The sequence below is a fragment of the Microbacterium sp. X-17 genome (assembly GCF_039615055.1).
Map to the genome: position 1 here is coordinate 817,584 of NZ_JBDHNI010000001.1, position 13,325 is coordinate 830,908.

The 13,325-nt window shown below is 71.7% G+C and carries 12 protein-coding genes; 4 read left to right on the forward strand and 8 right to left on the reverse strand.

Features of this window, described 5'->3' with window-relative positions; genetic code table 11:
- Nucleotides 1-44: 44 nt before the first annotated feature.
- Complete coding sequence (locus ABCS02_RS04005) at nt 45-221, forward strand: hypothetical protein (RefSeq protein WP_345834304.1); 177 nt, start codon at nt 45-47, stop codon at nt 219-221.
- Nucleotides 222-233: 12 nt separating this feature from the next.
- Here ABCS02_RS04005 and ABCS02_RS04010 read toward each other — a convergent pair whose 3' ends face one another.
- The 7 genes from ABCS02_RS04010 to ABCS02_RS04040 form a co-directional block, all read right to left on the reverse strand.
- The gene (locus ABCS02_RS04010) at nt 234-974 is read right to left on the reverse strand and encodes an SDR family NAD(P)-dependent oxidoreductase (RefSeq protein ID WP_345834305.1); all 741 of its coding nucleotides are present in this window, start codon (nt 972-974) and stop codon (nt 234-236) included.
- Nucleotides 971-1,939, reverse strand: a complete 969-nt coding sequence (locus tag ABCS02_RS04015) for a glycoside hydrolase family 43 protein (protein WP_345834306.1) — start codon at nt 1,937-1,939, stop codon at nt 971-973. The genes ABCS02_RS04010 and ABCS02_RS04015 overlap by 4 nt, the downstream gene beginning before the upstream one ends.
- On the reverse strand, nt 1,923-3,281 hold the full coding sequence (locus tag ABCS02_RS04020) for a family 1 glycosylhydrolase (protein WP_345834307.1): 1,359 nt from the start codon (nt 3,279-3,281) through the stop codon (nt 1,923-1,925). Before ABCS02_RS04020 ends, ABCS02_RS04015 begins: the two co-directional genes overlap by 17 nt.
- Nucleotides 3,278-4,135 (reverse strand): carbohydrate ABC transporter permease, encoded by an 858-nt coding sequence (locus tag ABCS02_RS04025; RefSeq protein ID WP_345834308.1) that lies wholly within the window; start codon nt 4,133-4,135, stop codon nt 3,278-3,280. The genes ABCS02_RS04020 and ABCS02_RS04025 overlap by 4 nt, the downstream gene beginning before the upstream one ends.
- A complete protein-coding gene (locus ABCS02_RS04030; protein WP_345834309.1) occupies nt 4,125-5,111 on the reverse strand; it encodes a sugar ABC transporter permease in 987 nt (328 codons plus the stop codon). Before ABCS02_RS04030 ends, ABCS02_RS04025 begins: the two co-directional genes overlap by 11 nt.
- Nucleotides 5,111-6,376, reverse strand: coding sequence for an ABC transporter substrate-binding protein (locus tag ABCS02_RS04035; RefSeq protein WP_345834310.1), 1,266 nt, complete (start codon nt 6,374-6,376; stop codon nt 5,111-5,113). The genes ABCS02_RS04030 and ABCS02_RS04035 overlap by 1 nt, the downstream gene beginning before the upstream one ends.
- Nucleotides 6,377-6,496: 120 nt before the next feature.
- Nucleotides 6,497-7,546: a LacI family DNA-binding transcriptional regulator gene (locus tag ABCS02_RS04040; RefSeq protein ID WP_345834311.1), complete on the reverse strand. Its 1,050-nt coding sequence runs from the start codon at nt 7,544-7,546 to the stop codon at nt 6,497-6,499.
- A 395-nt stretch (nt 7,547-7,941) separates the two neighbouring features.
- Here ABCS02_RS04040 and ABCS02_RS04045 point away from each other — a divergent pair, with 395 nt between their 5' ends.
- Nucleotides 7,942-8,859 (forward strand): patatin-like phospholipase family protein, encoded by a 918-nt coding sequence (locus ABCS02_RS04045; protein WP_345834312.1) that lies wholly within the window; start codon nt 7,942-7,944, stop codon nt 8,857-8,859.
- A 58-nt stretch (nt 8,860-8,917) separates the two neighbouring features.
- Here the strand turns inward: ABCS02_RS04045 and ABCS02_RS04050 are convergent, their stop codons facing one another.
- Nucleotides 8,918-10,855, reverse strand: coding sequence for a PKD domain-containing protein (locus tag ABCS02_RS04050; RefSeq protein WP_345834313.1), 1,938 nt, complete (start codon nt 10,853-10,855; stop codon nt 8,918-8,920).
- Nucleotides 10,856-11,004: 149 nt separating this feature from the next.
- On the opposite strand from ABCS02_RS04050, the gene ABCS02_RS04055 reads away from it, so the two are divergent.
- Both ABCS02_RS04055 and ABCS02_RS04060 read left to right on the forward strand, forming a co-directional pair.
- Nucleotides 11,005-12,453: an FAD-dependent monooxygenase gene (locus ABCS02_RS04055; RefSeq protein ID WP_345834314.1), complete on the forward strand. Its 1,449-nt coding sequence runs from the start codon at nt 11,005-11,007 to the stop codon at nt 12,451-12,453.
- Between the two features lie 52 nt (nt 12,454-12,505).
- Nucleotides 12,506-13,285, forward strand: coding sequence for an SDR family oxidoreductase (locus ABCS02_RS04060; RefSeq protein ID WP_345834315.1), 780 nt, complete (start codon nt 12,506-12,508; stop codon nt 13,283-13,285).
- The last annotated feature ends 40 nt before the right edge of the window (nt 13,286-13,325 follow it).

Sequence of the window (13,325 nt, forward strand, 5' to 3'; positions counted from 1 at the left end):
CTTCTTCGAGAGGTGGGGGAAACCGAACGAGACAGGAAACGATCATGGGTGCAGCGATTACCCCCATCAGGAGGCCCGCGCCCGTCGCGCACGTCGAGACGATCCAGGGCTCCGGCGACAGCCGCGCGATCAGCGTCCGGTGCTGGTGCCCGATCGGGCACGACCACACGTACGCGGAGTGGGTGGAGCTGTTCGGGCGGGCCCAGTACGACGTGCGCTGACGAGCCGCGCGCTTACCAGGGCGCGACGGTCCCGTCCCACGAGAACAGCAGCCCGCTCGGCCCGTCGTCGGGCAGCATCGCGAGCCGCACAGCGCCCTCCGCGGCTTCGGCCGGGTCGCCGCCTGCTCCCGCAGCGCGCGGGTTCAGGTTGGTGGCGCGCAGGCCGGGCGCCAGCGCGTTGACCTTGACGCCGTCCGCCGCGAGGGCGTGCGCGTAGAAGATGGTCAGGCCGTCCAGCGCGGCCTTCGACGACCGGTAGGCGGCGCCGCGGCCGGACGAGGCGGCGACGTGGTCGAACTGCGGGTTCGGCCCGGTGCTCCAGGTGAGCGAGCCGGTGCCGCTGGAGATGTTGACGATCCGGGGATGCGCGGAGCGGCGCAGCGCCGGGAGGAACGCGTTCGTGACGGCGACCACGCCGAACACGTTGGTCTCGTAGGTGCGCCGGAACACGTCCACGTCCACGTCGGTGACGACGTCCGCGATGTCGAGCGAGATGCCGGCGTTGTTGATCAGCACGTCCAGGGCGGGCACGGCAGCCGCGGCGGCGGCCACGCTGTCGGCGTCCGTGACGTCGATCGGGAGGACGATGCCGCCGACCTCCGCGGCGACCTCCTCGCCGCGTGCGCGGTCGCGGGCGCCGAGCAGGACGTTCCAGCCCTGCGCGGCGAGCTGGCGGGCGATCTCCTTCCCGATTCCGCTGGTGGCTCCGGTGACGAGTGCGGTGGTGGCGATGGGGGCGGTGGGGGTGTTCACGCCCTCCATCCTGTGGCGGCCGTCGCCAGCGAACCAGGCCCGGGGAGTACCACCTTCGGTTCGCCGGCCTCCCACGCCAGCGGCTCGATGAACATCCGCCGCTTCCCGCCCACGGTGTCCCAGGCGTGGAACGCGATCACGTCGGCGCCGTCGTCCAGCCGCAGCACCGAGTTGTGGCCGGGGCCGAGGAGGCCGGTGAGCTCCGTGCTCAGCACGTCGGCGGCCTGGCGCACCTCGTGGGTCCACGGGCCGAGCGGGTGCGGCGCTGTGGCCACCGAGACGCCGTAGCCGTCGCCCTCCCAGCTGCCCGCGGAGAAGAACAGGACGTACCGGTCGCCGTGCCGCACGACGGCCGGGCCCTCCAGCGTGTGCCAGTCGAAGGTGCGGCCGTACATCGTGCGGCCGCGTTCGAAGAGCTGCCAGTCGGCGTCCGGGGCGAGCACCGCGACCGGGTCGGAGCCGGGGCGCGTGGGGGAGTCGAGGCGCATCACCGCGAGGTGCGTGCCGGGTCGCGCGCCGGTGAGCACATCGCGCGCGAAGAACAGGTACCAGCTGCCGTCCACGTCCCGGAACGGGTGCGCGTCGATCGCGAACGACTCGCCCGGGGTCAGGTTCACGCCCTGGTCGACGAACGGGCCGAGCGGGGAGTCCGCCCGGGCCACGCGCAGGTGGTGGCCGACGATGCCGTGGCCGACGGAGAAGTACATCCAGTAAGCGCCGTCGGCGGCCACGACCTCCGGCGCCCAGTAGGCGTCGCCGAGCGCGGGGTCCGGCCGCTCCAGGATGCCGCCTGCGCTGGTCCAGTGGACGAGGTCGGGGGAGCGGAGGGCCTCGAACGCGTGCGTCTCCGTGCCGACCAGCAGCCGGTCGTCGCCCGAGCCGTAGGCGATGAACTCGCCGCCGAAGCGGGCGAGGAACGGGTCGGCGAAGTAGCCGTCGTAGACCGGCTCAGCTCGCGAGTTCATCGGCGACCTCCGTCCCGGTTCGGTCGCCTTCGGGCTGGGCGGCCAGCCGGGCGTAGAGCTCCGCCGCCGCGGTGGTGACGCGCGCCAGCCGGCCGTCCTCCTGCTCGTCCAGCCGGATGACGCCCATGCGCCGCAGGAAGGGCGTCTTCGCGCGCCGGCCGTCCTGCGCCCCGTCGCCGGAGTGCTGGCGGGCGGCGACGATGTCGTCGTCCACCACGAACTCCTCGACGTTGCGACCGCCGGACGCGTACGACCAGTCCACGAAGTCGAAGACCGGCCACCAGGTGTAGCCGCGGATGTCGAGGCCCTCCGCGCGCAGCTCGCCGATCGAGCGGACCGAGTCGTCCAGCCACGCGGACCGCACCTCGTCGTCGCCCTCGATGCTCGTCTCGGTGATCAGCATCGGGAGGCCGTACCGGGCGGAGAACGCGCGGAGGCTGTCGGCGAGGCCGTCGCTCCAGCGGTTGGTCGCCACCTGCGCCACCTCGTCACCGTGCTGCACGAGGGTGCGCGGCGAGAGGTCGGGGTAGTAGTTGACGCCCAGCAGGTCGACGGTCGGCGGGGCGACGGTCAGGCGCTTCAGCCGCTCAGGGTCGGCGCCCTGCTCCCGCAGCCAGGCGTGCAGCGGGTGGGACGCGTCGACGCGGCCGAGCAGGAGGTCGGTCGGCAGCATCCCCACCGACTCCAGCAGCGCCGCGTGCTCGGCGAGCCCGGGGTCGTCCGTGCGGTAGAGCGAGGAGGCCTCCACGTGCACGACGACCGCGTCCGGGTTCGCGGCGCGGACGGCGCGGATCGTCTCCGCCATGCCCTCCACGACCCCAAGGGTCACGGCGGTCCAGCCGTCCCAGCCGGTCAGCGACGGCGGCCACACGCCGCGCAGGCCGCAGAACGACGCCGTGGTGAGCGGCTCGTTGAGCGGCGTCACGTGGTCCACGACCCCGCGGTAGCGCGCGGCGAACGCGCCGGCGAACTCCGCGACCGCCTGCGGATACAGCGCGTCGGCGAAGGACGCGCGCAGCCAGGTCGGCGTCCCGTAGTGCACGAGGTCCGCGATCACGGTCAGGCCGAGCTTCTCCGACGCGAACCGCAGGCGCTCGTCCAGCATCGACCAGTCGAACACCCCCGGCGCGGTGTGGACGAGCGGCCAGTTCACGCCGTACCGCAGCACGGTCGCGCCCAGGTCGCGGACCGCCAGGAGGTCGTCCCGCCAGTTGCCGGTGTGGTCGGTGAGGTCGTACTCGTCCAGGTCGGCCATCGCGAAGTGCTCCGGCGGGTAGACGCAGGTGTCCTCGATCCCGGCCGCCCAGGCGAACTCGCCGGGCCCGAGCCCCGCGGCCGTCACTTGAGCCCCGTCGTCGCGACGCCGGCCACGAAGTACTTCTGCGCGAAGAAGAACGCGACGGCGATCGGGATGAGCGAGATGGTGGCGCCCGCGAGCAGCACGGCGTGGTCGGTCACGTGCTGGCCGCCGAACAGCGTGAGCCCCGCGGGCAGCGTGAGCATGTTCGGGTCGCTGGTGACGACGAGCGGCCAGAGCAGGTCGTTCCAGAGGTTCATGAAGTTGAGGATCGCGACGGTCGCGATGGCGGGCTTGGCCAGCGGCAGGATGATCCTCCAGTAGATGCGGAAGTGGCCGGCCCCGTCGATCCGGGCCGCCTCGTCCAGCTCGGTGGGGATGCTGATGAAGAACTGCCGGAACAGGAAGATGCCGAAGGCGCTGGTCGCGCGCGGCACGATCAGGCCCTGGTACGTGTTCAGCCAGCCGAAGTGGAACAGCTCGATGAACACCGGGATGAGCGTCACCTGGAACGGCACCATCAGCGTGGCGATGACGAGGATGAACGCGAGGTTCCTGCCGCGGAACTTCAGCCGCGCCAGCGCGTACGCGCACAGCGAGTCGAACAGCAGCGTCGCGGCGGTGGTCACGCCCGCGAAGAGGAACGTGTTGCCGAGCAGCCGCAGGAAGGGGAGCTGCTCCCACACGCCGAGGTAGCCGTGCAGCGTGATCGAGGTCGGGAACAGCGACGCCGGGTTGCCGAACAGGTCGCTCTCGCTGCGGAACGAGCCGGACACCATCCAGATGAACGGCACGATCGCGAAGAGCAGGCCGATCCCGAGGAAGATCCATTTGGAGGAGGCGGCCAGCGCTGTCATCGCGCCGGGGCGCCTGACGCGGACACCGGTTTCAGTCGACATCGTTGTACCTGAACAATCTGAGCTGGAGGAGCGAGAGGAGCATGATGAGGGCGAAGAGGACCCACGAGACCGCCGACGCGTAGCCGGTCTGGTAGTTCACGAACCCGTCCCGGTAGATGAGGTTCACGAGGCTGTCCGTGCGGAACACCGGGCCGCCGTCGGTCATCACGTAGACCAGGTCGAACACCTGCAGCGACTGGATGGTGAGGATCATCGTCGCGAACAGCAGGGTCGGCCGCACGCTCGGGATGGTGATGTGCAGCGTGAGCTGCCGGTTGTTCGCGCCGTCGAGGCGGCCGGCCTCGTAGCGCTCGGCCGGCACGGCCTTCAGCGCCGCGACGAACAGGATCATGGCGAAGCCGACGCTGCGCCAGACGGCCACGAAGATCACGCTCGGCAGCGCGAGGGAGGTCGACGTCAGCCAGGCGACCGGCTGGAGCCCGAGCAGCTGGGTGAGGCCGCCGACCAGGCCGATGCTCGGATCCAGCAGGAACTTCCAGACCAGCCCGATGGTGACGAACGACACGATCGTCGGGAAGAAGTACACCGAGCGCACGATCCGGGTGATCAGGTTGTCCTTCAGCAGCAGCAGCGCGGAGCCGAAGCCGAGGGTGATCTGGAGGACCACGGCGAACGCGGTGAAGACCAGGGTGACGCCGAGGGCGTTCCAGAACTGCGGGTCCTGGAAGAGCTTGATGTAGTTTCCGAACCCGAGGAACGTCTGGGTCGAGGCCCCGATCGTCCAGTCGAAGAAGCTGTAGTACAGCGTCTGCAGGATCGGGAACAGGACGAACACGCCCAGGATGATCAGGCTGGGCGCCATGAACAGCCAGGCCGGCTGGAACCGGCGCCGGCGACGGCGCGTGCTCCCGTCGCCGCGCGGGCCTCGCCGCACCGGCTCCGCGGTCCGGGGGAGGGGACCCGCCCCGTCCCGCGCGGGGCGGGACAGGGCGGGCTCGGTGGTGTGGGTGCTCACTACTTGCTGCACCCCGTCAGGCTGTCGATCGTCTTGGCGGCGTCGGCGGTGGCGGAGGCGACGGAGGTCCCGCGGGTGATCTGCCCGATCAGCGGCACGTACGCGTTGGCGTCGACCTGCGTCGCGTTGGTGACGTGCGGCAGGTAGAGCCGCGAGTCCGGGACCTGCGAGGTGAAGATCGACACGGTCGGGTCGGCCTTCAGCTTGGCGTCGTCGGCGAGGTCGGTGCGCAGCGGCGGGAAGCCGGTCTGCAGCGAGAACTTCTCCTGGGCGGTCTTGCTGGTCCAGTAGGCGAGGAACTCCTGCGCCTCCTGCGGGTGCTTCGTCTTGGCCGAGACGGCGAGCGGCGCCGTGGAGCCGAGCGTCACGCTCGAACCGTCCACGCCGACCGGGACCTTCGCGATGCCGAGGTCGATGCCCGCCGACTTGTAGCCGGGAGCGGCCCACGGTCCGTTGATCTCCATCGCGGCCTTGCCGGCGGAGAACAGCGAGTCGGCCTGGGCGCCGGTCTGCCCGACGGGGGAGATCTTGTCCTGGACGACCAGGTCACTCCACGTCGACAGGCTCTTCTGCCCCGCGCTGGTCTGCACGACGCTGCAACCCTTGGCGTCGACGATGTCGCCGCCCTCCAGCCACTGCAGGATGGGCCACATCTGGATGGTCTGGTTGTCGGCGAGGGACAGGCCGTACTGGGTCTGGCCGCCGTTGATCGTCAGCTTCTTGGCGTCGGCCTGGAGCTCGGCGACGGTGGTCGGAGCGTTCGCGATGCCCGCGGCGGCGAACGCCTTCTTGTTGTAGTACAGGCTGAGCGTCGCGAAGTTCGCGGGGACGGCGTAGAGCTTGCCGTCGTAGGTGAACTCATTCACCGTGCCGGGCGCGAGCTTGTCGGTGTTGATCTTCGTGTCGCCGGAGCCCGTGTTCGTGATCGCGAGGACCGAGTTGGTCTTCACGTACTGGGCGATCGCGTTCGGGTCGCTGGAGGGCGCAGCGATGTCGGGGCCCTGCCCGGTCAGCCACGCGGACGGCAGCTTCTGGGCGATGGTGTCCCAGGGCTGCACGTTCATGGTGACGTGGATGTTCGGGTGCGAGGCGTTGAAGTCCTTGACGATGGTGTCGTAGCCGGGACGGTCGCCGCCGGTGAAGCCGGTCCAGACGGTGAGGTCGACTTTGCCGCCGGACGCGCCGGACGTGCCGGAGCAGGCGGTGAGCGCCAGCATCGACGCGGCCACACCGGCGGCGACGACGAGGGATCTGCGGATTTTCATCGAGTGTTCTCCTTTGAGCAGTGCAGATGAGGGGAGGGGGCGGTGCTGTGGGTGGGGTGGGGATGGTGCGGTGGGGCGGGTGGAGCGGTATCGGGGGAGGGGATGGTCAGGTGGCGCCGCTCATGTCGCATCGGGACAGCCGCACGAGCGGCGCGGCACGAAGGTCACGCCGAGCTCCTCGTGCGCCGGCCCGTCGAACCGGCCCTCGACCAGGTCGAAGAGCCGTTCGGTGGCGCGGCGGGCCATCTCCTCGGCGGGCACGGCGATCGTCGTGATGCCGGGGGTGGTGACGCGGGCGAGCCCGAAGTCGTCGAAGCCGACGATCGAGATGTCCTCCGGCACGCGGAGGCCACGGCGTTTGAGCTCCTGGAGGCCGCCGAACGCCATGTCGTCGTTGGCGAACACGATGCCGTCGACCTCCCGGCCGTCCGCCAGCGCCGCGACGACCGCGGCGGCGCCGGACTCCTCGTTGAACTCGCCGCGGACGACCTGCGCGCCGGCCTCCAGGCCGCGCGAGCGCACGGCGGCGAGGAAGCCCTCCCGCCGGTCGAGGCCGGTCTGGTGGTCGAGCGGTCCGGTCACGTGCACGAGCCGGCGGCGGCCGTGCACGTCGATCAGGTGCTCGGTCAGCAGGCGCGTGGCGGCGACGTCGTCGATGCCGATGCTGACCGAGCCGGGAAGGTACGGGAAGTTCCCGATCAGCACGACCGGGAGGCCGGAGGCGACGAGCTCCTCGACGTGGAAGTCGTTCACCGCCGAGCTGGTGACGATCGCGCCGTCCGCGCTGCGGGAGCGCACCACCCGCTCGTAGGCGGCGACGCCGTTCTCGGTGTCGGAGTTCGTGGAGACGATCACCTGGCTGTCGTGCGCGTTGGCGGCGTCGGACACCCCGGTGAGCACGTGCATGAAGTAGCTGTGCCCGAAGACGTGCTGGGAGGTGTTCGGCACGATGAGCGCGACGGCGCCGGCCCGCTGGTTGCGCAGGGCCCGGCCGGCGGAGCTCGGGACGTAGCCGAGCTCCTGCGCCGCCTGCCGCACGGCGGCCTTGGTCTTGGAGCTGATCCGGGCGTGGTCCGCCAGCGCCATCGAGGCGGCGGAGGACGTGATGCCGACGCGCTCGGCGACGTCCTTCAGGGTGACGGCCGAACGTGCGTCCCGGGTCTTCGGCATCGGTGCCTCCGTGTCGTTCGCTGGTCTCGTGGGAGCGGATGCTCAAACGATGAAGCAGGTGTTCAAACGATAAAGCACTCGGTTGAACGATGAAGCAGGGTCTGACTGTGTGTCGGTGATCGCTTTATCGATTGAGCATCGGGCGATTCGCTGAACCGAATGGATGCTCAATCGATAAAGCACACCATAGAGCGAAGCCGCCCGAAAGCGCAAGCAGAATTTTCGGACGCCTGCCGCGGCGGCCGTGCTAACGTTCTCCCGATCGTGATCCGGACGCAGGAGGTGAGACCCATGAACGCAACATCCGCAGTGGGTGCTCCCCTGCAGTGCACGATCGCGCGACGCCGGTAGCCGTCGCCGGAGCGCCCGAAGGCATCGTCGCGAAAGGCACTCCCATGAACGCACACACTTCTCCTTCCTCCCGCGCGCTCGTCCTCCACGGCGGCGGATCCTCCGGCAACGCCTGGGAGCTCGGCGTGATCGCCGGCCTCCTCGACGGCGGGGTGGACGTCACCCGCGCCGACCTCATCGTCGGCACGTCGGCCGGATCGACGGCGGCCGCCCAGATCACGAGCGCGCCGCCCGGCGAGCTGTTCGCCGCCATCCTCGACGCTCCGACACCGAAGCGGCCAGGTGGCGGCCGGCCGGGCGGTGAGGGTGTCGCGCGCGGCGTCGCCGGCTCCGTCTCCAGCCAGCTGGAGGTCACCGGCCGCATCATCGCGGAGTCCTCGGACGCCGCCGACATGCGCCGCCGGATGGGCGCCTGGGCGATCGGGCTCGCCGAGCAGGCGGACCCCGGCCGCCAGGCGCAGTGGCGCGCGACCGTCGCCTCCCGGCTGCCCCGCCAGGAGTGGCCGGAGCAGCGCATCCTGTTCACGGCTGTCGACGCGCGCACCGGCGAGGGCGTGGCCTTCGACCGGGACAGCGGGGTCGCGCTGGCGGACGCCGTCGCGGCGAGCTGCTCCAGCGGCTTCGCCTACGCCCTCGACGGCGGGCAGTACATCGACGGCGGCTACCGTCGCAACGAGAACGCCGACCTGGCGGCCGGCTACGAGCGCGTCCTGGTGCTCTCGCCGTTCGGCGGCCGCAGCCGGCATCCGGAGGCGTGGGGGATGCAGCTCTCGGCGCAGGTCGAGGAGCTCCGGGCCGGCGGCAGCGCGGTCGAGACCATCCTCCCCGACCGGGCGTCGCTCGCTGCGTTCGGCGACAGCATGATGGACCTCTCCCGCCGGCCGGCGTCCGCCCAGGCGGGCTACGACCAGGGGAGGGCCGCCGCCGCGGGCCTCAGCGGGTTCTGGGGCGGCGCGGCCTGAGCACCCGTGGCCGCCGATCCACCGATCGGCGGCCACGCTCGCGGCCGGGCGGCCTCTTTCACGGCGTCGGGGTCACGGCGCTCAGATCGTCCACCGACATGGTCACCGGCGAGTTGGCGACCCCGCCCGACAGGTACCCGGTGATGGCGAGCCCGCCGGCCGCCTGGAGCGCCGCCGTCGTGTCCGTCACCGAGCGCTGCCACGCCGCGGGCTCCGTCGTGCCGTCGAGCCAGGTCTTCGTCTGGATGAGCGTCGGGTTGGTCCCGGTCACCTGTATCCGGATGTCGAGCTTCTGCCCCGCCGCGTAGGTGATCCCCGCCACGGCGACCGACGACTGCACGACGACCTCGTTGCCGCCGTTCTGGTCGACCCGCGTGATCTGGATGGTGACCTTGCCCGCCGAGGAGACGATCACCTTCGAGGTGTAGCCGCCGGCCGTGGCGATCCGTCTGCCCTGGATCGTCAGGTACACGTTGCCGGACGAGGGGACCTTGTCCAGCGCGACCGACAGCCGGAGGTCCGTCGCGGTCGACGAGACGCCGGGCAGCCGGGTCGTCCCGCCGGAGCCCGCGACGAGCTGGATCAGGCCGGCGCTGCCGTTGACCGAGTACAGCGACGAGGTACCCGACCACGCGCCGCCGGTCGGGGCCATGCCCCAGCCTCCCGACACCGTGCGGGTGAAGGAGTCGGCCGCCAGCACGTTCGGCGGCGGAGGCGGGGCGGTCGCCGTGACCGAGGTCGTCGCCGTGCCCGTCGCGCCGCCGTCATCCGTCACGGTCAGGCGCACCGGGTAGGTGCCCGCCGTCGCATACGTGTGACTCGGAGTGCTGCCGGTGCCGGTCGTCCCGTCGCCGAAGTCCCACGCGAAGGAGGTCACCATCCCGTCCGGGTCGTTGGAGCCGGTCCCGTCGAACGCGCAGGTGAGGTTCGTGCACGACGAGGAGATGACCGCGTTGGGCGGCTGGTTGCCGCCCCCGGTCGGCGGACCGATGGTGAACTGGTCGCTGAAGCTCGCGCCGGCCGTGCGCACGTACGAGGCGTTGAGCTGGGTCGCGGTCGCGGTGACGTCCATCAGCCCGAAGATCGGAGCCGCCGAGTTGCCGTAGGTGGAGGCGAAGTAGCCCGCCTCGGTGTCCGCGGGATTGATGTCGTAGTTGTTGTTCCCGCCGGTGCCGACCGTGGCGAAGACCGTCCCGGCGCCCTTGACGAGCGTGTTGCCCGGGTTGGCGACGCACGCCGCGGTGTACGTGCCGGGGGTGATCGTCGGGCAGGTGGCGCCCGTCGCGAGCTGCTTGGTGCGCTGGTAGAGGTGCTCGTGCCCGGTCAGCACCAGGTCGACCCGCTTGGAGACCAGCAGGTTCATGATGTCCGGACCGGCCTCGCAGGTGTACTGGCCCATCGAGAGGCACGGCTTGTGCATCCCGACCACCACCCACGGGATGCCGGCCGAGCGGGCGCCGTCGATCGCGGCGGAGGTCCAGTTGTAGTGGTCCGTCCCGGCCGCGTAGGTCCAGGTGCCGTCGGAGAACGGCAGCCCGGGCGAGATCATGATGAACCGGATCAGCGGCGACCCCTGCGGCACGTCGACGTAGTACTGCCGTCCGTAGGTCCCCACTGCGCCCGGGAGCTGGTTGGGCAGGCAGGCGGAGAAGTCGTTGATGTTGCCGTTCTGCCCGTTGCTCTCGTGGTTGCCGGACACGAGCTCGAACGGGAACCCGGCTCCGACGGTCTGGGTGACGAGATCGCACCAGGCCTGCTCCTGCCCGGTGGTCGAGTACGACAGGTCCCCGACCGCCAGATGCAGGTCGGGGTTGAGCGACTTGATCCCGGAGAGCACGGTCTGGGTGTTCGCGTTCGCGGCGTAGTCGCCCGCGGCCGTGAACTGGATGCTGGCCTGTCCCGGCACGATCCCCTCGACGCTCTGCGGTGCGCCGAACGCGACGAGGGCGACGGCTGCGGCCACCCCGGCAGCGGCGAGAACTCTTCTCCTGGCCATCGCTGGCCCTCCCCGGCCCGCTCTGGTCCGGGCCTCCGGGCGTCAGGGTAGCGCCGGGCGGCCGGACGGGGGGAGTAGAACGCGAGGATTCGTCAGGGGAGGGCTGCGCGTCCCGAGGGGCGACACGGCCGGACAGTAGAGTCGTCAGCGTGAGTTCGCACACGGAACCGCACACCCACGACGTCACCATCGCCGGCGGCGGCCCCACCGGCATGATGCTCGCCGCCGAGCTGCGCCTGCGCGGCGTCGACGTCGTCGTCCTGGAGCGCGAGCACGAGCGCAGCCCGCTCGTCCGGTCGCTCGGGCTGCACCCGCGCAGCGTCGAGATACTCGACATGCGCGGGCTGCTGGAGCGCTTCCTGGCGCTGGGCCGGCGGTATCCCGATGCAGTCGGCCGGTTCGCCGGGATCGCGTCCCCGCGACCGGTGGACCTGGAGAGCGACCATGCCTACATCCTCGGCATCCCGCAGACCGTCACCGACCGGCTGCTGGAGGAGCACGCCGTCGAGCTGGGGGCGCAGGTGCGGCGCGGGGCTGAGGTCGTCGGTTTCGAGCAGGACGAAGCCTCCGTCACGGTCGAGCTCGCGGACGGCACGCGGCTGCGGTCCCGCTGGCTGGTCGGCTGCGACGGCGGCCGCAGTCTGGTGCGCCGGGTGCTCGGGGTCGCCTTCCCCGGCGAGCCGGCCCGCACCGAGTGGCTGCTCGGCGAGGTCGAGGTGACGACGCCCGCGGAGGAGGTCGCGGCGATCTCCGAGGAGGTCCGGCGAACGCACCGCGGCTTCGGCATCGGGCCGGCCGCGGACGGGCTGTTCCGCGCGGTCGTGCCCGCGGCCTCCGTCGCCGAGGACCGCACGGTCCCGCCGACCCTGGACGAGTTCCGCACGCAGCTGCACGCGTATGCGGGGACCGACTTCGGCGCGCACGCACCCCGGGCGCTGTCGCGGTTCACCGACGCCACCCGGCTCGCGGACCGCTACCGCGACGGCCGCGTCCTGCTCGCCGGGGACGCCGCGCACGTCCACCCGCCGCTCGGCGGCCAGGGACTGAACCTCGGCATCCAGGACGCCGTCAACCTGGGCTGGAAGCTCGCGGCCGAGGTCGCCGGACGCGCGCCGGACGGCCTCCTGGACAGCTACGAGAGCGAACGGCGGCCGGTGGCGGAGCAGGTGCTCACCCTCACGCGGGCGCAGAGCGTGCTCATCGACCCCGAGCCGGGGCCGCAGGCCGTGCGGCGGCTGCTCACCGAGCTGATGGGCGTGGACGGCGTCGCTCTGTACCTCGCCGAGCAGGTCAGCGGCCTCGGCATCCGGTACGACCTCGGCGACGGGCCGGCGCTCCTCGGGCGGCGGCTCCGCGACCTCCCGCTGCCGGACGGCCGCCTCTACGAACGGCTGCGCGACGGCCGCGGCCTCCTGCTCGACCGGACGGGACAGCTGACCCCGGCGGGCTGGGGCGACCGGGTCGGCCTGGTCGCGGACGAGGACCTCCCGATCCACGCGCCGGCGCTGCTGCTGCGGCCGGACGGCTACGTCGCGTGGATCGGCGACGGCCAGGACGACCTGGTCGAGGCGCTGCGCCGGTGGTTCGGCCCCGAGTGACGGCCGCGATCGGTCCTGGACGTCGCCGGCGCGGAAGCACTAGGTTTCGCCCGTGGACCTCCGACTGAACGACACCCGCGCCATCGTCACCGGCGCCAGCCGCGGCATCGGGCTGGCCGCCGCGCGCGCCCTCCTCGACGAGGGCGCCACCGTGGTCGGCGTGGCCCGCACCGCCACCGACGAGTCCCGCGCACTGGAGGCCGCGGCCGGCTTCCGCTTCCACCCGGCCGACCTCTCCGGCCCGGACGGGATCGCGCGGTTCCGTGACGAGCTGGGCGAGGGCGGCCGGGTCGACATCCTGGTCAACAACGTCGGCTCCGCGCCGCCGCGGCCCGGCGGGTTCGCCTCCATCACGGATGACGACTGGCTGCGCACCTACGAGCTGAACGCGCTCGCCGCGGTGCGCGTCACCCGGGCGCTGCTGGACCTGATCCCCGACGGAGGGGCCGTGGTGAACGTCGTGAGCGAGAACGCGATCCTCGCCGACCCGCTGGTGATGGACTACAGCGCGGCCAAGGCGGCGCTGCTCAGCTTCACCAAGTCGCTCTCGAAGGAGCTCGGGCCGCGAGGGATCCGGGTGAACTCGGTGAGCCCCGGGCCGGTGGCGACAGCGCTCTGGCTGGGCGACGGCGGCGTCGCCCAGACGGTGTCGGCGGCCGGGGGCGGCACCCCGGAGGAGGTGCGGCACGGTGCCGAGCAGGCGATGGTCACCGGCCGCTTCACGACACCGGAGGAGGTCGGCGCGCTGGTGGCGATGCTCGCGAGCCCGGTCCTCGGCAACCTGACCGGGTCGGACGTGGTGATCGACGGCGGGATGCGCCCGACGATGTGACCCGCCTCGCGCCCCGAACTGGGGGCCGCCGCGCGATCGA